Annotated in this window: 24 protein-coding genes; 16 read left to right on the forward strand and 8 right to left on the reverse strand. The window is 58.1% G+C overall.

Features of this window, described 5'->3' with window-relative positions:
* Positions 1 to 63 precede the first annotated feature (63 nt).
* The 4 genes from MMW58_RS17115 (at position 64) to MMW58_RS17130 (ending at position 5,164) form a co-directional block, all read left to right on the forward strand.
* Positions 64 to 1,206, forward strand: a complete 1,143-nt coding sequence (locus MMW58_RS17115) for a nuclear transport factor 2 family protein (RefSeq protein WP_123707563.1) — start codon at positions 64 to 66, stop codon at positions 1,204 to 1,206.
* Positions 1,203 to 2,516 carry a histidinol dehydrogenase gene (gene hisD / locus MMW58_RS17120; RefSeq protein WP_241721703.1) on the forward strand — a complete coding sequence of 438 codons (1,314 nt, stop codon included), beginning with the start codon at positions 1,203 to 1,205 and terminating at the stop codon, positions 2,514 to 2,516. Before MMW58_RS17115 ends, hisD begins: the two co-directional genes overlap by 4 nt.
* Positions 2,517 to 2,575: 59 nt before the next feature.
* A complete protein-coding gene (locus tag MMW58_RS17125) occupies positions 2,576 to 3,889 on the forward strand; it encodes an amidase (RefSeq protein ID WP_241721704.1) in 1,314 nt (437 codons plus the stop codon).
* Between the two features lie 216 nt (positions 3,890 to 4,105).
* On the forward strand, positions 4,106 to 5,164 hold the full coding sequence (locus MMW58_RS17130; RefSeq protein ID WP_241721705.1) for an NAD(P)-dependent alcohol dehydrogenase: 1,059 nt from the start codon (positions 4,106 to 4,108) through the stop codon (positions 5,162 to 5,164).
* A gap of 30 nt (positions 5,165 to 5,194) precedes the next feature.
* On the opposite strand, the gene MMW58_RS17135 is transcribed toward MMW58_RS17130, so the two are convergent.
* From MMW58_RS17135 to MMW58_RS17145, 3 genes are all read right to left on the reverse strand, one after another.
* Complete coding sequence (locus tag MMW58_RS17135; protein WP_241721706.1) at positions 5,195 to 6,154, reverse strand: AraC family transcriptional regulator; 960 nt, start codon at positions 6,152 to 6,154, stop codon at positions 5,195 to 5,197.
* Between the two features lie 209 nt (positions 6,155 to 6,363).
* Complete coding sequence (locus MMW58_RS17140) at positions 6,364 to 7,008, reverse strand: TenA family protein (RefSeq protein WP_241721707.1); 645 nt, start codon at positions 7,006 to 7,008, stop codon at positions 6,364 to 6,366.
* Positions 7,008 to 7,853, reverse strand: coding sequence for a BtpA/SgcQ family protein (locus tag MMW58_RS17145; RefSeq protein WP_133597652.1), 846 nt, complete (start codon positions 7,851 to 7,853; stop codon positions 7,008 to 7,010). The genes MMW58_RS17140 and MMW58_RS17145 overlap by 1 nt, the downstream gene beginning before the upstream one ends.
* Before the next feature lie 26 nt (positions 7,854 to 7,879).
* Here MMW58_RS17145 and MMW58_RS17150 point away from each other — a divergent pair, with 26 nt between their 5' ends.
* Positions 7,880 to 8,749, forward strand: coding sequence for a PfkB family carbohydrate kinase (locus MMW58_RS17150; protein ID WP_133597650.1), 870 nt, complete (start codon positions 7,880 to 7,882; stop codon positions 8,747 to 8,749).
* Between the two features lie 3 nt (positions 8,750 to 8,752).
* Here MMW58_RS17150 and MMW58_RS17155 read toward each other — a convergent pair whose 3' ends face one another.
* On the reverse strand, positions 8,753 to 9,706 hold the full coding sequence (locus tag MMW58_RS17155) for an ABC transporter substrate-binding protein (RefSeq protein ID WP_241721708.1): 954 nt from the start codon (positions 9,704 to 9,706) through the stop codon (positions 8,753 to 8,755).
* A 342-nt stretch (positions 9,707 to 10,048) separates the two neighbouring features.
* Here MMW58_RS17155 and MMW58_RS17160 point away from each other — a divergent pair, with 342 nt between their 5' ends.
* From MMW58_RS17160 to MMW58_RS17195, 8 genes are all read left to right on the forward strand, one after another.
* The gene (locus MMW58_RS17160; RefSeq protein ID WP_241721709.1) at positions 10,049 to 11,071 is read left to right on the forward strand and encodes a LacI family DNA-binding transcriptional regulator; all 1,023 of its coding nucleotides are present in this window, start codon (positions 10,049 to 10,051) and stop codon (positions 11,069 to 11,071) included.
* 379 nt (positions 11,072 to 11,450) lie between these two features.
* Complete coding sequence (locus MMW58_RS17165) at positions 11,451 to 12,197, forward strand: ATP-binding cassette domain-containing protein (RefSeq protein ID WP_161795676.1); 747 nt, start codon at positions 11,451 to 11,453, stop codon at positions 12,195 to 12,197.
* A gap of 18 nt (positions 12,198 to 12,215) precedes the next feature.
* Entirely contained in the window at positions 12,216 to 13,217 is a 1,002-nt protein-coding gene (locus MMW58_RS17170) for an ABC transporter permease (RefSeq protein WP_166646139.1), read from the forward strand.
* A gap of 3 nt (positions 13,218 to 13,220) precedes the next feature.
* The gene (locus MMW58_RS17175; protein WP_241721710.1) at positions 13,221 to 14,300 is read left to right on the forward strand and encodes a phosphotriesterase family protein; all 1,080 of its coding nucleotides are present in this window, start codon (positions 13,221 to 13,223) and stop codon (positions 14,298 to 14,300) included.
* Positions 14,301 to 14,314: 14 nt separating this feature from the next.
* Entirely contained in the window at positions 14,315 to 15,070 is a 756-nt protein-coding gene (locus MMW58_RS17180; protein ID WP_159236348.1) for a glutamine amidotransferase, read from the forward strand.
* Complete coding sequence (locus MMW58_RS17185) at positions 15,070 to 16,185, forward strand: M20 family metallopeptidase (protein WP_241721711.1); 1,116 nt, start codon at positions 15,070 to 15,072, stop codon at positions 16,183 to 16,185. The genes MMW58_RS17180 and MMW58_RS17185 overlap by 1 nt, the downstream gene beginning before the upstream one ends.
* 109 nt (positions 16,186 to 16,294) lie before the next feature.
* Positions 16,295 to 16,666: a VOC family protein gene (locus MMW58_RS17190; protein ID WP_241721712.1), complete on the forward strand. Its 372-nt coding sequence runs from the start codon at positions 16,295 to 16,297 to the stop codon at positions 16,664 to 16,666.
* A gap of 179 nt (positions 16,667 to 16,845) precedes the next feature.
* Positions 16,846 to 17,139 (forward strand): YciI family protein, encoded by a 294-nt coding sequence (locus MMW58_RS17195; RefSeq protein WP_133597638.1) that lies wholly within the window; start codon positions 16,846 to 16,848, stop codon positions 17,137 to 17,139.
* A 244-nt stretch (positions 17,140 to 17,383) separates the two neighbouring features.
* On the opposite strand, the gene MMW58_RS17200 is transcribed toward MMW58_RS17195, so the two are convergent.
* Genes MMW58_RS17200 through MMW58_RS17210 form a run of 3 tightly spaced genes read right to left on the reverse strand, consistent with a single transcriptional unit; the run spans position 17,384 to position 19,217 of the window.
* Entirely contained in the window at positions 17,384 to 17,794 is a 411-nt protein-coding gene (locus tag MMW58_RS17200) for a DUF2000 domain-containing protein (RefSeq protein ID WP_241721713.1), read from the reverse strand.
* A 55-nt stretch (positions 17,795 to 17,849) separates the two neighbouring features.
* On the reverse strand, positions 17,850 to 18,704 hold the full coding sequence (locus MMW58_RS17205; protein WP_241721714.1) for an AraC family transcriptional regulator: 855 nt from the start codon (positions 18,702 to 18,704) through the stop codon (positions 17,850 to 17,852).
* Between the two features lie 51 nt (positions 18,705 to 18,755).
* Positions 18,756 to 19,217, reverse strand: coding sequence for a MarR family winged helix-turn-helix transcriptional regulator (locus tag MMW58_RS17210; protein WP_241721715.1), 462 nt, complete (start codon positions 19,215 to 19,217; stop codon positions 18,756 to 18,758).
* A 105-nt stretch (positions 19,218 to 19,322) separates the two neighbouring features.
* Here MMW58_RS17210 and MMW58_RS17215 point away from each other — a divergent pair, with 105 nt between their 5' ends.
* Both MMW58_RS17215 and MMW58_RS17220 read left to right on the forward strand, forming a co-directional pair.
* A complete protein-coding gene (locus MMW58_RS17215) occupies positions 19,323 to 19,706 on the forward strand; it encodes a tautomerase family protein (RefSeq protein WP_095096711.1) in 384 nt (127 codons plus the stop codon).
* 45 nt (positions 19,707 to 19,751) lie between these two features.
* The gene (locus tag MMW58_RS17220) at positions 19,752 to 20,987 is read left to right on the forward strand and encodes an MFS transporter (RefSeq protein ID WP_241721716.1); all 1,236 of its coding nucleotides are present in this window, start codon (positions 19,752 to 19,754) and stop codon (positions 20,985 to 20,987) included.
* 183 nt (positions 20,988 to 21,170) lie between these two features.
* On the opposite strand, the gene dgcJ is transcribed toward MMW58_RS17220, so the two are convergent.
* A complete protein-coding gene (gene dgcJ / locus MMW58_RS17225) occupies positions 21,171 to 22,688 on the reverse strand; it encodes a diguanylate cyclase DgcJ (protein ID WP_241721717.1) in 1,518 nt (505 codons plus the stop codon).
* Positions 22,689 to 22,977: 289 nt separating this feature from the next.
* Between dgcJ and MMW58_RS17230 the strand changes: the two genes are divergently transcribed.
* Positions 22,978 to 23,601, forward strand: coding sequence for a TetR/AcrR family transcriptional regulator (locus MMW58_RS17230; protein WP_095096705.1), 624 nt, complete (start codon positions 22,978 to 22,980; stop codon positions 23,599 to 23,601).
* Positions 23,602 to 23,651 lie beyond the last annotated feature (50 nt).

Below are 23,651 nucleotides of genomic sequence, written 5' to 3' on the forward strand. Positions count from 1 at the left end.
CCATTTATAGGGTGCAGGTCGCTTATTGTCTGAATAACTCTGAACATCTATGCAGGAGGTCCTATGTCTTCAACAGAAGTAACAAATAAAGCTCCAGCAGTACCCGAAAAAAATAATAGTAAAATTCAGCGTGACGAGCCGGTATTACAGGTTGAACGCCGCGACTTTATCGATCTGGTTCCGGAAAAACGCCCGCGCGCGCAGTCGTTAAAAGGCTTCGATGAGTGCTATACGGATATTGTCGACTATATCGTGCGCTGTACCCATAAAATATGGGATGAGCGCGACGTCGGCCTAATTTATACCCACTACACCCACAACTGCGTGCTTTATAACGCGCTGGGGACGCTGTATAACCGCGAGGAGGTGGTGCAGGATACCCTGAAACGGCTGGTGGCCTTCCCCGAGCGTCGGGGCATGGCCACCCAGGTTATCTGGAACGGGAATGACGTTGACGGTTTCTATACCTCGCATCTGGTCACCGGCAGCGGCCGACATACCCAGTTCAGCCATCTCGGCCAGCCCACCAACCGCACGTTTGTCACCCGCACCGTTGCCGACTGCATGATCCACGAGAACAAGATCTACCGCGAGTGGGTAGTCAGCGACAACATGTCGCTGATGAAGCAGCTGGGGCTGAATACCGATGAAATCGCCGGCAACATGGCGAAAGAGCAGTTTGATAAGGGCTTCCGCGTGACCGATATCGGTGAGAACGGCCGCCTGCTGGGCCAGTATCCGCCGGAGATAGAGTGCGATACCTCCATCGCCCATACCGATACCGAAGAGCAGTGCCTGCGCTGGATGCACGAAATTTATAACCGTCGGATGCTGGGCAAGATCAAAGAGGTGTACGCCCCTAACGTCCAGTGGCACGGTCCGCTGATGAAAGAGCTGTACGGCGTGGCGTCCGTGACCCACCAGACCCTGGCGCTGATTGGCATGATCCCGGACGGCGCGTGGCTTCCGCAGCACATCTGCTCCAACCCGTGCGATGAGGGCGGCGTGAAGGTGGCGATCCGCTGGATTATGGAAGGTCATCACCTCGGCTACGGCGAGCTGGGCAAACCCACCGGGGAGCGCCTGTTCGTGATGGGCATGTCCCACTATCACATCGTGAACGGCAGAATTGTCGATGAGTGGGTGGTTTACGATCACCTGGCGCTGCTGGCGCAAATCAAACTTGGTCAGATGGAGAACGCATGATGCCTGCACAGTCGATTGCCGATCGGGTTACGTGGATTAAACGTCCTCAGGGGCAGGATGAGAAGGCGGACCGCACGCTGACCGAAACCGTCAGCGCCATTATCGCACGCGTCAGGCAGGACGGGGACGAGGCGCTCAGGGACTACTCCCGCCAGTTTGATAAGCTGGTGCCGCAGCAGTTTGAAGTCACCGCCGACGAGATAGCGCTGGCGCTGGCCGACATGGACCCGCAGACCCGTCGCGACAGCGAATTTGCCATCGCCCAGGTGCGCCGCTTTGCGCAGGCCCAGTTTGCCACGATGCTGCCGCTGGAGGTGGAAACGCTGCCGGGGGTACATCTTGGGCATCGCATCATCCCGCTACAGAGCGTGGGCTGCTACGTCCCCGGCGGGCGCTACCCTATTCTCTCCGCGCCGGTGATGTCGATTGTGCCCGCCACCGTTGCGGGCTGCGAGCAGATTATTGCCTGCCTGCCGCCGGGCGCGCATCCGGCGATGATAGCCGTCTGCCATCTGGCCGGGGCCCACCGCATCTTTAAGGTGGGCGGCGCGCAGGCGATTGCGGCGATGGCGTGGGGCAGCGAGAGCATTCCGGCGGTGGATAAGATCGTCGGCCCCGGCAACGCCTACGTTAATGAGGCCAAGCGCCAGGCGTTCGGTAAAGTGGGGATTGATGCCCTTGCCGGGCCGAGCGAAATCTTCACCGTGGCCGATGAGAGCTCCGATCCGCGCATTCTCGCCGCTGACCTGCTGGCCCAGGCGGAGCACGACGTCCATACCCGCGTCGGGCTGGCGACCACCAGCGAAGATATCGCGAAACGCACCCTTGCCGAGGTTGAGCGCCAGCTGGGCAACCTGCCTACCGCCGCCACGGCGGGAGAGGCCTGGCGTCGTCAGGGCGAAATCGTGGTCTGCGAGACGGAAGAGCAGCTGATCGCCTTTGCCGACCATATCGCCACCGAGCATCTGCAGGTTCATACCCGCGATCCGCACGCCACCGCGGCAAAGATCCGCCACTACGGCTCGCTGTTTATCGGCCAAAATGCCAGCGTCGTCTTTTCGGATAAGTGCTGCGGAACCAACCATACGCTGCCGACCATGGCGGCGGCACGCTACACCGGCGGGCTGTGGGTGGGCGCCTACGTCAAAATCTGCACCCATCAGTGGATCGACGAGCCCGGCATTGCGGCCATCGCGGAACCGGCCATTCGCCAAAGCCGCACCGAGGGAATGCAGGGACACCGCCGGGCGGCGGAGATCCGCCTGCATCCGCAGGAGATTGACGCCATTACCGCCGGCCTGCGAGATTAGGCTGCGAGCACCGGCAGGCCGCGCGGCCTGCCGCATTACCGTCTTCAGGAACCTACGCTATGCGCGCAATGCGTCTTATCCCACCTCCGGACTGTCGCGAAGAGATAGCCCGCAGGCTCCAGCTGATCGCCGACCATCATCACCTCAACGCCATTATTGGCGTGAACGCGGATGCCATCGCCGAGGCCGAACGCTGCCAGCGGCTCCGGCGCGAAGGCGGCCTCGCCGGGCCGCTGCACGGCGTACCGCTGATCGTGAAGGACAATATCGCCTGCGCCTCCCTGCCGATAACCCTCGGGTGCCGGGGGCTGGCATCGCTACGGGCGACATCCGACGCGCGGGTCATCCGCCGCCTGAAGGCCGCCGGAGCGATTATTCTCGCCAGGGCGAATATGTCCGAGTTTGCTTTTGACGTTCGCTCCCGCAGCTCCCTGGCTGGCGACGTGCGTAACCCGCAGCGTCCCACGGTGACCGCCGGCGGCTCGAGCGGCGGCAGCGCGGCCGCCGTAGCCGTCGGTATGGCGGACGGCGCCCTGGGAACGGATACCGGCGGTTCGATTCGCATTCCCTGTAGCTATAACGGACTCGTGGGGCTGCGCCCCGCCTTTCGCCGCCAGATGCTTGAAGGCGTTGCTCCGCTCTCCGTCAGCAAGGACACCGTCGGCCCGATGGTCCACGGCGTGCGCGATGCCGCCCTTTTACACGCCATTATGCACGGCGAGCGGCCCGTTGAGCCGCCGGCCGCATCGCTGAAATCGCTCCGCTTAGGGGTGATTAGCGCGCTGGAGGGCGCAGACCCCGCCCAGCTAACGGTCTGGCATCACGCGCTGGAGGCGCTTCGGCTGGCCGGTGCGACGCTTGTCGAGGTGGAGCTGCCCGTTCTCACGGAGGTGCACTCCCGGCCCTGCCTTAGCCTTTGTGAATTTCAGGTGGCTATCAACGGCTGGCTGGCGCATCAGCCGGGCGCGCCCGCCAGCCTGCGGGCGATTATCGACTCCGGCGAATATCTCCCCGAGTTTCGGCCGCTGCTGGAGCAAATGCTCACGTCGAACGGCCTGAAAACGCCGCAGTGGCTGAGCGGCCGCCGCTTTCAGCGCCGCCTGTACCAGACCCTGGGCCAGGCCGCAGAGCACAACGCGATCGACGCCTTTGTCTATCCCACCGTCAGCCGTCAGCCGATAAGCCTTGAAAAAATGCCTCCGGGCTGTGCGCCGGAGCTGGCGGCTATCAGCGGCCTGCCCGCCATCACCCTGCCGTGCGGGCTGGTGCAGAACGGGTTACCGGTTGGAATGGAGCTGCTGGCGAAGACGCGGGACGAGCGCGCTTTACTGTCCATCGCCCTGGCCTGCGAAAGCATTTTTCAGCCAGGCTAAGCGAGGCGCGTTGGGGCAATGCCAACCGGCACCCGGGCGGGAACCCTTCCCGGGGGCGCCATCCCTGAGCCTGATGTGCCGTCGCGGCGGCCCCTGGCGCCTCTCGCTGCTGCCTGCCAGAGAAACAGGCAACTTTCAGGCAGGATCGGGCTCACCTCTACCATTCTCTCCCCGCTACAGTGTGGCTTTCTTACCCGCAAACAAGCTGGAGCAACAATGAAAACTTATGGTTATGCCGCATTGAGCGCCGATTCGCCCTTAGCCCCTTTCGCCTTCGAACGCCGCGCCCTGCGCGATAACGACGTGGCAATTGAAATCCTCTACTCCGGCGTGTGCCACAGCGATCTTCATCAGGCACGCAACGACTGGCAGGAGTGGGGACCCACCGTTTACCCGCTGGTCCCCGGCCATGAGATCGTCGGTCGGGTGATTGACGTCGGTGCCAACGCGAAACGCTACGCCATCGGCCAGATGGTCGCGGTAGGCACGATCGTTGACAGCTGTCAGGAGTGCGATCAGTGCCGCCGTCATGAAGAGCAGATGTGCCGTGAGTTCCCCACCGTCACCTACAACGGCCGCGACCGCCAGACGGGTGATATCACCTACGGCGGGTACTCAAAACAGATCGTGGTACGCGAAGAGTTTGTCCTCAACCTGCCGCAGGGCCTCGATCCGTCGCTGGCCGCACCGCTGCTGTGCGCCGGTATTACCGTCTATTCGCCTCTTAGAACCTGGCATGTCGGACCCGGTTCGCGCGTTGGCGTGGTGGGGATCGGCGGTTTAGGCCACCTCGCGGTACGGATGGCGGCTGGACTGGGAGCGGAGGTGACGGTGATCACCCGCAGCGCCGCCAAGGCCGAAGAGGCGCATCAGCTCGGTGCAGAACACGTATTGCTCTCCACCTCGGATGAGGCCATGCGCGAGGCTGCCTCTTCGTTTGACGTCATTATCGATACGATCCCGACGCGGCACGACGTCTCGCCCTACGTGCAGCTGCTGGATGTCGAAGGCGCGCTGGTCATCGTTGGCGCGCTGGGGGATATGGAAGGGTTCAGCACGCTACCGCTGATTATGGGGCGTCGACGCATTACCGGATCGCCGTCCGGCGGGATTGCGCAAACGCAGGAGATGCTGGATTTTTGCGCGCGCAAAGGCATCTATCCCGACTGCGAAACCATCAGCATGCAGCAAATCAATGAGGCGTTCGAACGCATGGAGCGGGGCGACGTGAAGTATCGTTTTGTGATTGATATGGCGTCGCTCACCGCCGCCTGAATACGCATCAGCCGGTCACCCCGGCTGATTTTATTTCACACCAAAGGCCGGGTAGCCGGCCCCTTTCAGCAGCTGTTCTTTGTCCTGGATCGGCGTCACGCCAAACATCCGCTTATACTCGCGGTGAAACTGCGTCACGCTCTCATACCCAACGCGGATTGCCACGCTGGCAGCATCGCCCTCCTCGGCAACCAGCAGGCGGCGCGCTTCGTGCAGCCGCAGCCGCTTTTGATACTGCAGCGGGCTCAAAGAGGTCATCCGGCGAAAATGATGGTGAAGCGTCGAAACGCCCATGCCGGCCATCCGCGCCAGCTCTTCGACCTTCAGCGGCTGCAGATAGTTGTCGCGCAGCCAGCCGATCGCCACGGAGACGCGCTGGCCGCTGGTGCCCGCCACGACCGTCTCGCGGAACACGCTGCCGGCATCCCCAATCAGTATCAGGTAGAAGATTTCGCGAAGGGTTAAGTCATTTATATATTGCCGCTCATGCTCCGGCAGTTCCGCATTGGCCAGGTAACGCCGCACGGCATCGAGCAGACGAGCGTTCGCCTCTCCCAGGGCCATCCCGGCGCTCGGCTGGCTCACGCGCCCGCCGCGGAGTTCCATATCGGCTATCACCTCCCGCGCCAGCCCTAAATCCAACCCGATCAGCAGCGAGAGAAACGGCGCGTCCGCGCTGACGGCGGGGACTTCAGAGACGGTGGGTAAATTTATCGCCGTGAGGAAAAAATAGGATTCGTTATAGGTATAAACCGTCTCCCCCACGGTCACGTTCTTTTCCCCCTGAATCACCAGCGACAGGCTGGGCTCATAAACATGCGCCATCGGCGGCATCGGCTCATGCAGCTCCGCCATCATCACGCCGGGAAAAGGCGTAAAAATGCCCGGCTGGCCGGCGGTATGGCGCTGAATCAGGGTCGCAATATCCTTCCGGACCCCGGCAGTCTGCTGCCGTAGCCGCTCTGTTTTTCGGTCAATACGCTGAAGCACTCGGTGACACCTGTAGTTGGAGTGAAAATGAGCGGAAGTGATTATCTTAAAACAGGAATGAAAAATTATCGGCGTGGATTGTGCTGAATAAGATAAAAGAGCGCCGCCTGCGCGATGAGGAGATATGCTGCAGGGCGGCAGGTTGCCGGGCCCCTGCGTCGTTAAAGTGACGGGGCGCCTTTTCAGGTCGCCCCTGTTTATCGCTGCGGCTACGCCTCATACGCCGCGGTATGGAAATCGATCTCCCACTGCAGCACCTCGCCGTACAGCGCCGACAGCGCCTGCTTTTCGCTTTCATTTAGCGCCATTGCGCAGCGGTCCAGCTCCGCCTTCAGCCAGCAGGCCTGGCGGTAGAACTCCTCCTCCGCATGCATCTCGACCCAGCGCCGCAGATCCGCGTCGCTCTGGGAGCACTCGCTCACCCGCCGGCACCAGCAGTAGTACATCCACTCCGCGCCGAACATCAGGGTAATAATCTGTTCATAGCTCCCCTCTTGAGCGATACGCAGCATGCCGTCGCGAAAACGGCGCACCCCGGGGCGGTCGTCCGGATAGTCGACAGGATTAACCCGGCGCTCGGCCAGCACCTGTTCAAACCAGGCGATCTGGGTGTCCACCAGCGCGTTGAGGACGCCGATCAGCCAGCGCTGCTGGCGAATATCCGGCGCCTTGCTGACGCCGAGGGCAAAAATGGCAATCGCCGTGGCGACAAAGTTGCCCTCAAAGACCAGATAGCGGTTAAAAACCGTCTCCGGCAGGCGGTCCTGCTCGATATCGACCACAAAGCGGTGCTGCTGCATCGCCTGCCAGACCTGCTGATGTTCACGCAGCAGGCGCTCGCTAAAGTCCTCCATTACGCCTCCTCCAGCGCGGCCTGAGCAACCGACATAAAGTGCTTCACCCGCGCCAGATCGACATCGTTCCACCAGACGCCGTCCACCTTCATGGTGCTGGCGACGATCACCCCCTGCGTGCGCCCGAGGATCTGGCAGACGTTGGCCGGCGTCACGCCGGAGCCCACCAGCAGCGGCAGCTCGGTGGCGGCGCGGATCTCATCGATCTCCTCCATGGTGGCGCTATCGCCGGTGCGCTGGCCGGTGGCGATCACCGCGTCGGCCTCGAAGAAGTCCACGTCGCGGGTCAGCTCCTGAATCGAACGGTCGGCGACGATGGCGTGGCTGCCGTGCTTAACGTGGCTGTCGGCAAAGACGCGAATATGCTCCGCGCGCAGCTGGCTGCGATAGCGCAGCGCCTTCGCCGCCGCCCCTTCAATAAACCCCTCGTTGGCGATATAGGCGTTGGCCCACTGGTTTACGCGGACGAAATCAGCCCCGCCGGCCAGCGCGGTAGCCAGCGCGGGAATCGCGGCGTTGGCCAGCACGTTAATCCCCAGCGGCACGCCGAAACGCTCGCGAACTTTCTCGGTAATGACCGCCATCAGCGCCGATGTTTCAGGGCCAATATCCTCCGGTTTGGCAAAGGGAATATCGCCGTGGTTTTCAACAATCAGGCCGTGAACGCCGCCCGCAATATAATTTTCAGCGTCCCGAAGCGCACGTTCAATAATACCATTAACTGATTTACCACGATATTTAGGCGTACCAGGAAAGGGATCACAGTGAATAACACCGATGACAGCTTTGCGACGTGAAAAAATATCTTGTATTGCGTTAGGTTTTTCTGCTGATATAGAAGTCATGTTATCCATCCTGTTAAGGGAACACTATGCGTGTTTACGTTATCGGTAATATTACCGTAGATGAAACCTGGTCTATTTCGGATATACCAAAAAAAGGCACATCGATTCATGGCATTAAAGTTTCGCAGGATCTCGGCGGAAAAGGCGCGAATCAGGCGATTATATTATCCCGCTGCGGCATAGATACGCGCTTAATTGCGGCCACGGGAAATGACAGCAACGGAGCCTGGATACGCCAGCAGCTAATAAATGAACCATTGACGCTGCTACCCGTCGAAAATTTCAACCAACATAGCGACACCTCGATTATCTTAAATAGCGCCGATGGCGATAATGCTATTATTACCACCACCGCCGCCGCCGATACCTTTAGCCTCGATGATATTCTGCCGCATCTGGCAGAGGGCGCTGCGGGCGATATTGTGCTGCAGCAGGGTAACTTCTCGCTGGACAAAACGCGGGCCCTGTTCCAGTTCGCCAAAGCGCGCGGGATGACCACGGTATTTAACCCTTCGCCGGTCAATCCTGATTTCTCCCTCCTGTGGCCGCTTATCGATATCGCGGTAGTGAATGAGTCGGAAGCGGAGCAGCTACAGCCCTACGGCGTACCCACCCTCGTCATTACCCAGGGCGCCGCCGGCGCCTGGCTGGTTCGCGATGGCCAGCGTCGATTCTCTCCCGCTGCCGCCGCCGAGGCGCTTGATACCACCGGCGCGGGCGACACCTTTCTCGCCGTTATGCTGGCATCCGCGCTGCGGCGTGGCGTCGCGCCCGACGCTCTGGCGCTGGCTCATGCCAGCCGCGCGGCCGCCATCACCGTGAGCCGTCGGGGTACGTTCAGCGCCTTTCCCGACGGCCGCGAGCTCGCCGCCCTGTTAGCGACGGGCGATGCCTGAAGATTACTTAAACAGCGAACGGTAGCTATCAACGTTCGCTTTGGTCACCACCGTAGCCGGAACCAGAATGGTTTTCGGCACGGTTTTACCCGACGTAATCGTGTTCAGCGCCTTCAGCGCCTGGGCCCCCATCTGCTCAGGATCCTGCTGCAGCACGGCGGTAACGTAGCCGCCGTCGATGCCCGAAATCGCCTTCGCCGTCAGATCCCAGCCGAAGACCTTAATATCCTTCTGCCGCCCCTGGTTCTCCACCGCGGCAATAGCGCCGAGCAGCGCGGGTTCGCCGGTGGCGTAAATCGCCGTCAGATCCGGGTTGCCGGTAATCAGGTTTTCCGCCGCGGTCATCGCTTTATCCTGCACGTTCTGGCCGTCAACGACGTTGGCGACAGTAATTTTCGGGTTACTTTTCAGCGTCTCCTCAAAGCCCTTCTGCCGCTGGTTCTGAATCGCCGAGTTCAGGGCGCCGACGATCCCCAGCCGCGCCTGGCCGCCCATCTCTTTCTGCACGTAGTCAACGAAGTATTTACCAATAATGCGTCCCCCTTCGATATTATCCACGCCGACCTGGGCCGCCTGAGGCCCCGCCGGTAATACCGCATCAATAGCAATTACCGGAATGTTAGCGGCGGCGGCCTCTTTTACCGCCGGCATAATTCCGTTGACGTCGATGGCGGCAACCAGGATGCCTTTAACGCCTTGCTGAATATAGTTTTCAATCGCATCATTCTGCGCGACGGGATTATCGTTGGAGTTGAAAATAACTAAATCCTTGCCGCTCGCCTTAGCCGCATCCTGCGCGCCTTTATTCATCAGATTAAAAAACAGCGCCTGCTGATTAATTTGCACTAACGCATAGGTGGGATTGGCGGCACTGGCGGAAGAAATAAAGCTAACCGATGCCAGCAGAGACGTTGCAACAGCAATAAAACGCAGTTTTCCGGTGTTAAATAACATCATCAGTATCCTCGTCGGGAATCATTGATAGCCAGCAGAGTTCCGCGCCGCGGTGCGAACGCAGAAGGAGTATTTTTTGGCGGGCAAATATCGTATATGGCCAGCACGATCGCAGATCGTTTGGCTAATACCAGCTTGATGCATTCCGGCAACCGGTCCGTTTCGGTGCGCGACTGGAATGTTTTAAGCGGGTTTGGGAATGACTTCCCGGATGATGCGGTAAACTTCCTATACAATTCTCCGCCGATTAAATTTTGTCAAGCATTTATTTAGCGCCGCCGCGGGCGGAAAAATTGCTGTATTGACCGCGCTTAACTATGTTACAGATAGCCGACTCTGGCAGAAATGGCGCAGGAAATGAGTATAAAACGCGTATTGTTATCCGATGTGGCAAAGCTGGCGGGACTGTCAAAGGCCACCTTATCTCGCTATATGAACAACAATATCGTGCTGCCGCAGGAAACTATCGACCGCATTGAAACGGCGATCCGCGAGCTGGACTATCGCGGAAACAGCCTGGCACGGCGCCTTAGCAAAGGGGGCAGCGAAACCCTCGGTCTGGTCCTCCCCGATATCACCAACCCCTTCTTCGCCGAACTGGCCGACGCCGCCGAGGAGGCCGCTTCGGCCAGCGGCTACAGCCTGGTGCTGTGCATCACCCGCAACAACCCGGAAAAAGAGTGCCAGTTCATTCGCTGGCTGGATACCTGCCAGGTCGACGGCCTGCTGTTCACCACCAACCGCCCCGACAACGGCCTGCTGCGTAAAGAGATTCAGCGTCACGAGCGCATCGTTTTGCTCGATGAGGATGTTCCCGGCAGCACGGTGCCGAAGGTGTTTGCCGATAACGTCCAGGGCGGACGAATTGCCACGGAGAAGCTGATCGCCGCCGGGCATCGCCATATCGCCTTCATCGGCGGGCCGGACAAGCTGATGAGCGTGCGTGAACGCTACCAGGGATTCTGCACCGCAATGGAGCAGGCCGGCCTCAGCTGGCCCCCCGAGTGGGTCATGTACGGCGACTACCAGCGCGAATTCGGCCAGCAGGCGCTTAAGCGCCTGTTCAGCCAGCCGCTGCGCCCCACCGCCGTCTTTGCCGCCAGCGACTATCTGGTGCTTGGCCTGCTCGACGGGCTGCGCGCCTGCGGGCTACAGGCGCCGGAGGCGCTGTCGCTGGTCGGCTTCGATGACGCTAACTATGCCGATTTTACCCAGCCGCGCATCTCCACCATCCGCCAGCCCGCGCGGGAGCTGGGCCGCACCGCGGTGAGCATCATGCTGCGCCTGCTGAATAACGAGCAGGATATCCCGGCGGAAACCCGCCTGCCGGTGGAATGGATTGGCCGCGATTCGATCAAAATTTGTTAAGCACGTCCCAAAATGGCGCAAAAGCGCCCAATTTTGGCGCAAAAAACGTTCAACTTAAAATCCCTTTATTATAATTAGTAAACCGGTTTACTTATAAACCGTTAATAAATTCTTTCTGTTACATAGGGTTAAGTGATGGGGCTGCTGTGGTTTTTCTGCCCTGGCACGGATGCTGCAATGTTCTTACTGGCGAACAAATATCTTAATAGCGTTTGACCTGACTGTGCTTGTGAAAGCTCCACTCCGCAGGTAAACCGGTTTACAAGGGCGTAAACCGTGTTGGATGGAGTCTTTTACCCACGACGGCAAACATTTTCCCGGCAATAGCGATGGGAGCGATCGGATGCAGCAGCCACAAACTATCCCGCCAAGGGTAGAAATGATCAATATCACCAAGACCTACGGGTCGATACGTTCCCTGCGCGGCGTAAACCTGGAGCTGGCTCCGGGCGAAGTGCTGGGCCTGGTGGGCGATAACGGCGCGGGGAAATCAACCCTGACCAAAGTGCTGTCCGGGGCGGTGATCCCCACCAGCGGCACTATCCGCATCGACGGCGAACAGCACCAGTTTACTAACCCGGCGGACTCTCGCCGCTGCCATATCGAGATGGTGTATCAGGACCTGTCGCTGTGCGACACCGTTGACGTTGCGGGCAACCTGTTTATGGGCCGCGAGCCGATGAAATCGGTGCTCGGCATCCCCTTCCTCGACGAGGCCAAAATGCACGCCGACGCGCGGGAGATGCTCAAGGGGCTGGGTATTTCCATTCCCGATACCCGCCTGCTGGTCCGCAACCTCTCCGGCGGTCAGCGCCAGGCCATTGCCATCGCCCGCGCGGCGGCCTTTGACCCCAAGGTGCTGATTATGGATGAACCCACCGCCGCGCTTGCCGTGGCGGAAGTGGAAGCGGTTCTGGAACTTATTCGTCGCGTTTCGGCTCGCGGCGTGAGCGTCATTCTAATCACCCACCGTCTGCAGGATCTCTTCCTCGTCTGCGATCGGATCATGGTGATGTATGAAGGCACCAACGTCGCCGACCGGCGGGTGGCCGACACCAGCCTGAGCGATATCGTAAACCTGATCGTGGGCGAAAAATTCACCGCTCGCTCAGCGGCAGCACACTGAGGTAACAGGATGAGTATCATGAACTTAAGCAGCTCCCGCATGATCCAGCATTCGCTGCCGCGCCGCCTGCTGCATAACCACTCTGGCGTGGTCAGCATCGCGCTGTTTTTCGTCTTCTGCTGCGTGGTGTTTTCACTCATTACCAGCAACTTCCTTACCGGAACCAACTGGCTGAATATCATTCGCCAGAGCGCCCCGCTGCTGATCGTGGCGACCGCGATGACCCTGGTGATTACCACCGGCGGCATCGACCTGTCGGTGGGCTCCACCCTCGCGCTGGTGGGCGCGCTCTCCGCCATCGCCCTCAACAGCTGGGGTTTGCCGTGGCCGGTGGTGCTGCTCGGCGGTCTGCTGCTCGGCGGATTAGTCGGCGCCATCAACGGCTTCTTTATAGCCTATGAAGGCATTCCGGCGTTTATCGTCACCCTCGCCACCCTCGCCGTGGTCCGCGGCATCGCGCTGCTGGTGACCCAGGGCTATTCGATTCCGGTTCCCGCCGACAGCCTGTTTACCTTTATCGGGCGCGCGTGGGTTGTGGGTATCCCGATGCCGGCGCTGATCGGCATCATGATCCTGGTTATCGGCCATATCGTGCTGAATCATATGCGCTTTGGCCGCTACGTCACGGCTATCGGCGCCAACGCCGAGGGCGCACGACGCAGCGGGATTAACACCAAAGCGGTGACCATGCGGGTGTATATCATCAGCGGAATGGCCGCCGCGCTGGCCGGCATGATCATTACCGCGCGCCTCGGCAGCGGCTCGTCCAACCAGGGGGAAGGCTTCGAGCTGCAGGTGATTGCCGCCGTGGTCCTCGGCAGCACCAGCCTGTTCGGCGGCTTCGGCACCATTATCGGCACGCTGCTCGGCGCGCTGTCGATTGCGGTTATCCAGAACGGGCTGATCCTGTCGCATATCTCGCCGTTCTACACCCAGATAGCCACCGGCACCATTATCCTGCTGGCTATCTGGCTCAACACCCGCATTCTTAACCCCACGCGATCTGCGGCGAAAGGATAGCTCATGAAAGGATCAATTTTTCGCCACCCTACTCCGCTGCCGGTCGGCGTCAGCAGCGGCTACGTAATGACGGTGCTCGGCCCGCTGCCGGTCAGCGAGATGGGCGTCACGCTGATGCATGAGCATATCCTGCTGGATGCCTCCGGCAAGTGGGTACCGCCCTGCTGCTGCAGCGATCGCCATCTTGCCGAAATGCCGGTGAAGATGGAAAACCTCGGCGAGCTGTCGCTGAATCCGCTGATCAGCCGCGATAACTGCCAGCTGTTTGACGTCGACGTGGCGATCGAAGAGCTGACCAAATATCGTGCCCTGGGCGGGGAAACGGTGGTCGACCCGACCAATATCGGCATCGGCCGCGATCCGCAGGCGCTGGCGCGCATCGCGCGTCTGACCGGGCTGAACATTATTATGGGCACCGGCTTCTATCTCGAGCCGTCGCATCCCGAGTGGGTGAAGAGCAGCAGCGTCGAACGGCTGACCGAGCGGCTGATCTACGACGTCGGCGGCGCGGAGGAGAAGCCGGAGATTGTCGCCGGGCTGATCGGCGAGATCGGCGTCTCCAGCCGCTTCACCGCGGATGAAGAGAAGTCCCTGCGCGCGGCTGGCCGGGCCAGCGCCGCGACCGGCGTGCCGATCGAGGTCCACCTGCCGGGCTGGGAGCGTCTGGGCCATCGGGTGCTGGATATTCTCGAACAGGAAGGGGCCGATCTGCGCCATACGGTGCTGTGCCATATGAACCCAAGCTTTGCCGACAAGCGCTATCAGCGCGAGCTGGCGCAGCGCGGAGCGTTCCTCGAATACGACATGATCGGTATGAGCTACTACTACGCCGATGAGTCGGCGCAGTCGCCCTCCGACGAGGAGAACGCCCGCGCCATCCGGGAGCTGATTGACGACGGCTATATCCAGCAGATTTTGCTGTCGCAGGACGTCTTCCTGAAGACCATGCTCACCCGCTACGGCGGCCACGGTTACGGCTACATACTCAAGCATTTCGTTCCCCGCCTGCGCCGCCACGGCGTCAGCGGCGAACAGCTTGAAACCCTGATGATTGGTAATCCCCAGCGGGTATTTGGCGGATAAAAAGGAAAGTTATAATGAAGAAGAAAGTTTTACTGGTCGGTGAATCCTGGACCAGCACCTCAACGCACGTTAAAGGCTTCGATCAGTTTGCTACCGCCACCTGGCACACCGGCGCGACGGATTTCCTGGCCGCGCTGGCCGACAGCAGCTATGCCGTCACCTATATGCCGGCCCACGCGGCGGCCACCGAGTTCCCGCTGAGCCTGGAAGGGCTGCAGGAGTGGGATGCGATTATCCTCTCGGACATTGGCGCCAACACGCTGCTGCTGCACCCCGACACCTGGCTGAAAAGCCGCCGCACCGCCAACCGCCTGACGCTGCTGCATGACTACGTTGCCGCCGGCGGCTCGCTGATGATGATCGGCGGCTACTACAGCTTCCAGGGGATCAACGGCGGCGCCCGCTACCGCCATACCGCTGTGGAGAAGGTTCTGCCGGTACGCTGCCTGGCGTGGGACGATCGTATTGAAACCCCGGAAGGCTGCTACGCCGAAGTCACCGAATCCCACGCCCTGTTTAACGATATTCCCGGCGAGTGGCCGTGGCTGCTGGGCTATAACGAGGTGGAAATGCACCCGGAAGGCAGGCTGCTGGCGACGGTGGCCGGGACCGGGCATCCGCTGCTGGCGGTGCGCGAATATCAGCAGGGGCGTTCGCTGGTGTGGACCAGCGATATGTCCGCCCACTGGCTGCCCGAGGAGTTTGCGCAATGGCCCGGCTATCGCCAGCTGTGGATTAACTGCCTCGACTGGCTGACGGAACGCGGCTGATGGCAACCACCACCCTCGAACTGGCCCGGCGGCTGCTGGGCTTTAACACCATCAACCCGCCGGGAAACGAAGCCGACTGCATGCGCTTTTTTGCCGACTGGCTGCGCGATAGCGGCTTCGAGGTTGCGCTGTCGTCGTTCGGCGAAGGGCGCTGCAACCTGATTGCCCGGCTGCCGGGGGCGACGGCGGGTAAACCGCTGGCCTTTACCGGCCATCTCGATACCGTGCCGCTCGGCAATGCGCGGTGGCGCTTCGATCCCTTCGGCTCGCAGGTTGAGAACGGCCGGCTTTACGGGCGAGGATCCAGCGATATGAAAGCGGCGGTGGCGGCGTTTGCCGTCGCCTGCGTCCAGCGGCGAGAGGCGATCCTCAAAGGTCGCGGCGCGGTGCTGCTGATCACCGGCGGGGAAGAAACCGGCTGCGACGGCGCGCGGGCGCTGATCGCCTCCGGCACGCTGCCGGAGATTGGCGCGCTGATCGTCGGTGAGCCTACCGCCAATTACCCGGTTATCGGGCACAAAGGGGCGCTGTGGCTGCGCGCGGAAACCCGGGGCAAAACCGCCCACGGCGCGATGCCGGAGCTGGGGATTAACGCCATCTATCTGGCGGCGGATGCGCTGGGTAAGATTCGCCATTTTTCGCCCGGCGCGCCGCATCCGCTGATGAAGCAGCCCACGCTCAACGTCGGGCGCATTGAGGGCGGGCTCAATATTAACTCCGTGCCGGACCGCGCGTGCTTTGATGTCGATATCCGCAGCGCCCCCAATTTACAGCACGCCGTCATTCGACAGCGGCTGAGCGCGCTGCTTGGCGAGAGCGTGACGCTCACTACCCTGGTCGATCTGCCCGCGGTGCTGAGCGAAGCGCGGCACGCGTGGATAGCCCAGGTTTATCAACGCTGCCAGCCGCTGCACGACGGACCGCTGGAGCCGCGGGTGGTGCCCTACTTTACCGACGCCTCCCTGCTGCTGCCCGCGCTGGGTAATCCGCCGTGCATTATTCTCGGCCCCGGCGAGCCGTCAATGGCCCACCAGACCGACGAGTACTGCCTGCTCAGCCGGCTGGAGGAGGCCGAGCGGCTGTACGGGGAGCTTATCGGCGACTGGATGGCCTAGCGCCGCAAAAGTTTCAATGTCACCCCGGGAAAAAATATTATATCTTCATCAATCACCCGGCACCGCCCGCCGCTAAGCGATTCATTGATTAACAATCTCGAGGTTGATCGTGCAGGATCTTGTCAGATTTGGTCGTATCGCGGCCGTGCTACCGGTTAAAAATATCGCCATCGCCAAAGAGTTCTATATCAACGGGCTGAACTTCAGCGCTGTTTTTGAAAACGGAGATCCGGTGGGTTTTATGATCATAAAGCGTGAAGAGGCTGAACTCCATTTAACCCTCCAGCCGCAGCACAAAGCACCCTCCTGGCCTGGCGCGCACCTGCTGGTGGATGATGCCAACGCCTTATACGCCCGCTGTCAGGAAATTGGCGCGAGGATTATTAAAGGCCTGGAGGATAAAGATTATGGTATTCGGGCATTTGTTTTCGCCGATCCGGATGGAAATCGTATCGACGTTGGGCAGATCCTGCAGAAGTAATTAAGGTCGGTTTTATAGCCCCCCATATGTCCTTATACCGGTAATTTTCCACCGCCATAATAGCGTCGCTGTCGCCATCCCGTCTGCGACGCTAATATGCCGGGCGCTTATCTTACTGCTTCAGCTTTACTTCCTGCGGTGGTAGCATTTTAAGGCTTTCTTTCCATAAGGACTTTAAAATGAGCATCATTTATGTAGTTGTTTTAACTTATATAAAACCACTCGAAGAAGTTGATTCTCAAATACCTGCTCACGTTGAGTGGCTTAAACAAGGCTACTCCGATGGCGTGTTTCTGGCATCAGGAAGAAGAATTCCCCGTAATGGCGGCGTCATACTGGCAAAATCTGACAGCCTCGAATCTCTGGAAGAACGTCTCAGCCAGGACCCATTCCAAAAATTAAAAATAGCTAAAGCGGAAATTATTCCCTTCGATGCCAGTATGAAGGCTCCGCTGCTCGAAAATATTTTCTGACTTTACATCGGCTCAGTAGCTCATATTGAGCCGCCCATAACGGAACATTCCCCAGTTTGAATCGCCGCCGGCGCCTGACTATGCGGAAAACACCGGCCATAAAGAGAGCAAGCAACGCGTTTCATCCCCGTCAGGCAGCAATCAGGTGAAAAGCGATGTTGACGCGGGGCCGGGATACTTTCGGACTGACGAAGTGCAGAGGTTCAGGAAAGGAATCGCTGCCAGGCCCCGCTGTAGCGGTAAACTATTTATGCAGGGATAAACCCTTTATAACCTTATCCACCGCTTTTTTATGGCCGCGGATACCGATACCGACGAAGTCCAGATTATCCGCATCGGCGGCCATAAATACTTCGCGATTTGCCTCATCATGCCCGGTGGAGAACATGGCATGAATATAAGGAATGATGGTCACCTCCCGCTCCAGCGCCTTACGGTGAACCACCTGCAGTTTTTCAAGGTCCGCCTCAAAAATCAGCATGGGCTGGCCGGACATGTTGCCATAATGCCGGCCTAGCGAATCGACGTAAGGTTTACCCATAATTTCCGGAGCCGCAGAAGCAATCCCCGTAGCCAGAAATGCCACAACATTCAGGCGCTGCCAGTCAGGTAAGTCATCTCTCACGATAAATGCAATTTTGGTGTCAAACGTCATTCAAATATTCCCGTCTTTAACTACGAAGCAGGCATGTTCACATGACGGCGGAATATCAGTATAGAACGTTTGAGCAGTGGCTCTGGAATGCCGCAGGAGACATGCGGTAAGCGCGTCTGAACCAGCGGCCTAAATGACTTTGGTCGGCGAACCCCGTCTGCGACGCCACCAGCGACGGAGCAAATCCTCGGGCCAACAGCCCGCGCGCGGTGCGAAGGCGTAGCCTGACAAGATAGGCATGAGGCGACTGACCGAATGCAGCCTTGAACTGGCGGCTTAAGCGAAAGCGATCGATACCGCTGACCTTTGCCAGCTCATCAAGTCCGGGATTTCTTGCCAGATGCTCATACAAATAATCCCTGACCCGGTTCATTTTGATGCGAGAGTCGGTCAGCTCTTCCGAGGGCTTCAGTTCGACATGGGGTGTGAGGTGAGCCAGCAATCCGTCCAGACTTTCATCCCGCGCAAGCCTCCCCTCGCCGTTGTGTAGCGCATCAAAAGCCCGGGAGATCGACGCAATTAACGCGCGGTCATCCGTGAGGGTATGGCGAAAAGCCGCCTGTATTAGCGAAATATCCCCCATACCACGCTGGCGGAAGCTGTCCGACACCCACCGTTGCGGAATATACAGCATGGCATACGTGAAGCCATCGCGTTGGGCGGCGTAACCATCATGCACAGCGCCGGGCTCGATGAGGATGGCCTTGCCCGGCGTGCTGGTATGTACCGTGCGATGGCAGCTGAAGCGCTGTGAACCCTGCAGGGTTACGCCCAGAAGTAGCTCTTCATGATCGTGGCTATCATAGGCGTGACCCGTAAAGTGGGCGTTAACGCTTTCAATGCCCGTTTCGGCATCACGACGAAAATCGAGCCAGTCTCCAGGCATCGCCTGTTCAGCAACGTCCGACATAACCACGCTCTGACAAAGATCGACGGAGAATCAGCCTGACTGCCTGCATTATTAGATGTTGTCCTGTTCAAATTCGGCTGCCGCAAGACGGGACAACAGGGCCTGCAGCGTCGCCGCCTCCGCCTTCCCAAGTTTTTGTTCAAACTGCTGCTGCGCCTGCGCCCAGCTGGCATCCGACTCGCCGAGTTTTTCCCTGCCGGCCGGAGTCAGCGACACCAGACGCGAGCGCCCATCGGAGGGGTCTGCGTCGACGCTTATCAGGCCATCCCGCTGGAGAGGTTTGAGCGTATGGGCAAGTCCTCCCCGATCCATGACCAGGGCCTCAGCCAGATGGCTGACCGACAGGCTGCCAGCTCGCCGCAGCTGGGCCAGAATCGCCCTCTGGGTGGTCTTGAGTCCGCTCTCAGCCAAAATACTGTCGTAATATTGCGACAGACGTCGGGAGGCTTTGCGCAAGGTAGTGCAGTGACAACTTACGCCAGACGACGCGCCGATACCCTCATTCTGAGACATACATCCCCTTCCTGATTAACGTTGACGTCCTGATTTTACCAGCATATGCTGATATTGCAAATAAGAGCATATGCACGTATTTTCAATCAGCCGCGAGGAGACGTTATGCCATTTGTTCGCATCGATTTACGTAAAGGGAAACCCGCCGACTATCGTCAGAAAGTGGCTGACGCGGTCTACGACGCATTGGTGAGCGTGGGCGTCCCGGAGAATGACCGTTTTCAGGCGATCGGTGAATATGAGCCGGCAGGGTTGATTTATGATCCGGGCTACCTCGGCATAAATCGCACCGATGACTTCGTTGCCATTCAGATAACCTGGAACGAAGGGCGTAACACGCAGCAAAAAAAGGCGCTGTACCGGGCCATTGCAGACGGACTCCACCACGCGGTGGGACTTCGTCAACAAGATGTCTTTATCAGTCTGGTGGAAGTCAAAAAAGAAAACTGGTCCTTCGGCAACGGTGAGGCGCAGTACGCGGACGAATGATCCCGGGTTACGGGGTGCGGTCAGAAGTGAAAAATAAAGTCGTTGATGACGTTTTATCAATTACCTCGAGGGTTTTTAATGACATTTTCGCAGAATAAAAGCGTCTGGCTGATTACTGGCGGGGCGCTGGTCCTCTTTCTCTCCCTTGGGATAAGGCATGGATTCGGCCTCTTTCTGCATCCTATGAGCGCTGAGTTTGGCTGGGGACGCGAAGTTTTTGCGTTTGCGATGGCAATACAGAATATTATCTGGGGAGTTGCGCAGCCGTTTGCCGGGGCGCTGGCGGATCGCTTCGGGACTCGCAGGACCATCATCACGGGGGCGATTTTTTATACTGCGGGACTGATGCTAATGGGGTTTGCGCATACCCCCCTGCTGCTCTCGCTCAGTACCGGATTACTGATTGGTATTGGTCTGTCCGGCACTTCATTTTCTGTCATCCTCGGGGCGATTGGCCGCGCCGTTCCCGCTGAAAAACGTAGCATGGCAATGGGGCTCACTGCCGCGGCGGGGTCATTTGGGCAGTTTGCCATGCTGCCCGGCAGCATGGTGCTGATCCACTGGCTGGGATGGGCATCGGCCCTGATCGCTCTCGGCATGATTGCTATGCTAATGCTGCCCGCCGCGGCGCTGTTTCAGCGTCAGGAAGCGGCGCATTCTGAACCGCATCAGACGATGAGCGAAGCATTACGGGAAGCTCTGGGACACTCCGGATTCTGGCTTTTATCCCTCGGGTTCTTCGTCTGCGGATTCCAGGTCGTCTTCATTGGTGTTCACCTACCCTCATATCTTATGGATAACCATCTCCCGGTCATCGCCGGAACCACCACGCTGGCTCTGGTCGGTTTATTTAATGTTTTCGGGACCTATTTCGCCGGGATGCTTGGCAGCCGCTATTCAAAAACAAAGCTACTGAGTCTGATCTACATTGTCAGGGCGGTAATCATTACCTTATTTATCTCGTTCCCGGTTACAACCTGGTCGGCCTACTGTTTTGGTATCGCCATGGGGCTTCTCTGGCTTTCAACCGTACCGTTAACTAACGGAACGGTAGCAACAATGTTTGGCGTAAGGAACTTATCAATGCTGGGGGGAATTATCTTCCTGATGCATCAGGCAGGCGCTTTTCTTGGCGGCTGGCTGGGAGGATATCTTTACGATATCACCGGAAGCTATAGCATTGTCTGGTACGTAAGTATCGTTCTCAGCGTTATCGCTGCGGCGCTGAACTGGCCCATTCGGGAAGTTTCAAAGCGTGCGCTGACGGGGCTGAAAGTATGAATTGTTCATTCAGGACCGTAGCGGCTTGCCTCATTCTGGCCCTCCTGCTGCTGATATTTCTCATGTGGCGAGAAAATAAAGACCTGATACTGCATATCGGCATGAGCCACTGCTTCTGATTAACTTTTCACTTTACAGAGCCGCGTCGCTGTTATTATCGTCAGCGACGCCTTCTTAATATCCTCATTTCCGTTCGGCATATTTGCTGCGTTTATGTTGATAGAGTAAATCGTCAGCTTTGAGCATCGCCTGCGCCAGCGTATCCCCCGACTGAAGTTGATACGCGCCCCAGGAAAACGCCACCAGCCTATCACGATCGATGGTGAGCAAATGTTCCTGCGCGCGGGCAATAACATCGCGGGATTTACTCAGGGAATAATCAATAAGAATCAGACAGAATTCATCGCCACCCAGCCGTATTCCGTAGTCGCTCTTACGAATGGCGCTCCCCAGCGCTGACCCCAGCATCTGTATCGCTTTATCCCCCATATGATGGCCCTGGGTATCATTAATTTTTTTAAGCCCATCGCTGTCAATTGCAATAACCGTGACCGGGATATTTCGCTCAACGAGGGAGCGGATTTTTTGTTCAAACTCCGGCGTCATGATTTTTCTGTTACGCAGTCCGGTCATCGCATCCGTCACGTTATCCCGGGAAAGCGATTCATGCCTGATTAACTGCTTACGGGCATAGCGACATAGCGCCCAGGTTCCCAGGATATAAAGCATGAACAGCCATAAATTAGCGATAATGACGTAGATGGCGTCCAGCTTCGCATGGAGGGTGTAATACTGGGTAAGCGAGTCTGCGTAACTGATCAAATCATAAGTTTTGACGTAGGGTTTATGGAAAAAAATATGCGTTCCAGTCACATTATCAGTAACATACAACGAGAGGAAGCGCCACAGCAGCGGGCGATCGACGGTTTTAAACGAAACCACAAGATCGTTAATATTGATGTCTGTGATCAGAATGCCCTTCACCTTATCCCCCAAAAACACCGGGGTAAGCATGCTGATAATATTGTTTTGGGTATATCCATCATGATAGATATGAGACAGCGTGCTTTCACCTTTAAGCAGGTCATTCAGGGCGTTGTCATCAATAGAAATGGTGTGCGCGCTGCGCACAATATTGATGCTGCTATTATCGCCAACTAACCAGTTACTAAAAGTGTAATTCTGTGTATTAATCAAATGATTAATATAAATATAGTTATGAGAAAGATCGATATAGTATCTGATATTCCTGAAAGTATAACCGGCATAGTTTGAAAAGCTGTACTTCGATATAGCCGCACTCTCCGCGGAGTGAATAACCGCCAGCGCATTAATATCACCCGCCCATTCTTCACACGATTCATTGCGGGTTTGCAGGGTACCTTGCAGGTTATTTCTGTTCTTTTTCAGCAGATTGAAGCCGTGGATGTCGCCTTCAGTTTCAAGGGACTGACAGACATTTTTCCGTTCACGTTCGCTTGAGGGGGCAGAAAATGCCTGGGTATAAAATGCCCGCGAAAGCCGGGTGGCAATATTCTGGTTAATGGACTCTTCATGGAAAAGTGCTGATTTACCATTTTCGGCAACATATCCCATATAATTCTGCAAAGCACGCCCTTCACGAACGGCCAACGCGGTAAAAAGAGCCGTAGTGCAAACCACGATCAGCACGATTGCGCTGATATATTTTTGACTGGACAAGATGGCTAACTCCCTGTCGTACCACCAACAAGTGACGGCAATTATAGCACCAATCAATACCTTCTCACCCGGTAATGACCACGGGAAACATGTCCGTTGAGCTCAACCGGCCGCGAAATTCCCGGCCACGATGGTTTAAAGCAATATCGGGCAGCAAATGCCGCCGGCGACGTGACGGCGCTGCCCGCAGAGAGCGATCCCGGTCAAGGCATTCAGCGCGCTAGCGTGGCATAATGCGTGAATACCGTACGGTATAGTTATTCATTTTTTAACCAGCTAAGGGTTCAACATGAAGGTACTGACGCAAGCGCGCCGCGAGGGGATCGTGGCCGCCGCCGCCGAGGTGTTTCTGGAGGTTGGCTACGAACGTGCCTCAATGGATGAAGTAGCCAGGCGTGCCGGTGGCTCGAAGGCCACGCTCTATAAATACTTCTCTTCAAAAGAGGCGTTGTTTGAAACGGTTGTGCGCAACTACAGCGCCAGGTTTCTCACCGAAGCGGCAAGCGGGCTGACTCAACCGGAAAACCAGCACCTCTCCCTGGAACAAAAACTCATCCGCTTTGGTGAAGATATGCTGCGGGTAGTGGCATGCGATAACCAGGCGCTGCAGATCTATCGCGTTGTGCTGGGCGAAGCCGGCCACTCCGATATCGGGAAACTGTTTCTGGAATCCGGCATCCGCCAAAGCATGGAGGCGCTGGCCCAGGAAATGCAGGCGGCGATGGAACGGGGTGAACTGGCGCCGTCGGAGCCAATGCTTCGCGCCATCCAGTTTACATCGCTGATCAAAGCGGAAACCGAGGTCTTGTTTTTCTTGCGCAATATGCCCGATTTTACTCAGGAAAAAGTCAGTGAGATGGTCAGGAATGGCGTGCGGCTGTTTCTCGACGGCGCGCTTAAAAAACCTGAATAGCCCCTGCCCGGCCAGCGGGCATGTGAAGACCGGGTTCGCCGCCGCGAACC

The organism is Klebsiella sp. HC6 (genome assembly GCF_022605325.1).
Taxonomy (GTDB): domain Bacteria; phylum Pseudomonadota; class Gammaproteobacteria; order Enterobacterales; family Enterobacteriaceae; genus Klebsiella; species Klebsiella terrigena.

Bases quoted from the DNA above. Each gene is read 5' to 3' on its own strand.
- MMW58_RS17115 (WP_123707563.1), top strand. From the start codon at position 64: ATGTCTTCAACAGAAGTAACAAATAAAGCTCCAGCAGTACCCGAAAAA.
- hisD (WP_241721703.1), top strand. From the start codon at position 1,203: ATGATGCCTGCACAGTCGATTGCCGATCGGGTTACGTGGATTAAACGT.
- MMW58_RS17125 (WP_241721704.1), top strand. From the start codon at position 2,576: ATGCGCGCAATGCGTCTTATCCCACCTCCGGACTGTCGCGAAGAGATA.
- MMW58_RS17130 (WP_241721705.1), top strand. From the start codon at position 4,106: ATGAAAACTTATGGTTATGCCGCATTGAGCGCCGATTCGCCCTTAGCC.
- MMW58_RS17140 (WP_241721707.1), bottom strand. From the start codon at position 7,008: ATGGAGGACTTTAGCGAGCGCCTGCTGCGTGAACATCAGCAGGTCTGG.
- MMW58_RS17145 (WP_133597652.1), bottom strand. From the start codon at position 7,853: ATGACTTCTATATCAGCAGAAAAACCTAACGCAATACAAGATATTTTT.
- MMW58_RS17150 (WP_133597650.1), top strand. From the start codon at position 7,880: ATGCGTGTTTACGTTATCGGTAATATTACCGTAGATGAAACCTGGTCT.
- MMW58_RS17155 (WP_241721708.1), bottom strand. From the start codon at position 9,706: ATGATGTTATTTAACACCGGAAAACTGCGTTTTATTGCTGTTGCAACG.
- MMW58_RS17160 (WP_241721709.1), top strand. From the start codon at position 10,049: ATGGCGCAGGAAATGAGTATAAAACGCGTATTGTTATCCGATGTGGCA.
- MMW58_RS17165 (WP_161795676.1), top strand. From the start codon at position 11,451: ATGATCAATATCACCAAGACCTACGGGTCGATACGTTCCCTGCGCGGC.
- MMW58_RS17170 (WP_166646139.1), top strand. From the start codon at position 12,216: ATGAACTTAAGCAGCTCCCGCATGATCCAGCATTCGCTGCCGCGCCGC.
- MMW58_RS17175 (WP_241721710.1), top strand. From the start codon at position 13,221: ATGAAAGGATCAATTTTTCGCCACCCTACTCCGCTGCCGGTCGGCGTC.
- MMW58_RS17180 (WP_159236348.1), top strand. From the start codon at position 14,315: ATGAAGAAGAAAGTTTTACTGGTCGGTGAATCCTGGACCAGCACCTCA.
- MMW58_RS17185 (WP_241721711.1), top strand. From the start codon at position 15,070: ATGGCAACCACCACCCTCGAACTGGCCCGGCGGCTGCTGGGCTTTAAC.
- MMW58_RS17195 (WP_133597638.1), top strand. From the start codon at position 16,846: ATGAGCATCATTTATGTAGTTGTTTTAACTTATATAAAACCACTCGAA.
- MMW58_RS17200 (WP_241721713.1), bottom strand. From the start codon at position 17,794: ATGACGTTTGACACCAAAATTGCATTTATCGTGAGAGATGACTTACCT.
- MMW58_RS17205 (WP_241721714.1), bottom strand. From the start codon at position 18,704: ATGTCGGACGTTGCTGAACAGGCGATGCCTGGAGACTGGCTCGATTTT.
- MMW58_RS17210 (WP_241721715.1), bottom strand. From the start codon at position 19,217: ATGTCTCAGAATGAGGGTATCGGCGCGTCGTCTGGCGTAAGTTGTCAC.
- MMW58_RS17215 (WP_095096711.1), top strand. From the start codon at position 19,323: ATGCCATTTGTTCGCATCGATTTACGTAAAGGGAAACCCGCCGACTAT.
- MMW58_RS17220 (WP_241721716.1), top strand. From the start codon at position 19,752: ATGACGTTTTATCAATTACCTCGAGGGTTTTTAATGACATTTTCGCAG.
- MMW58_RS17230 (WP_095096705.1), top strand. From the start codon at position 22,978: ATGAAGGTACTGACGCAAGCGCGCCGCGAGGGGATCGTGGCCGCCGCC.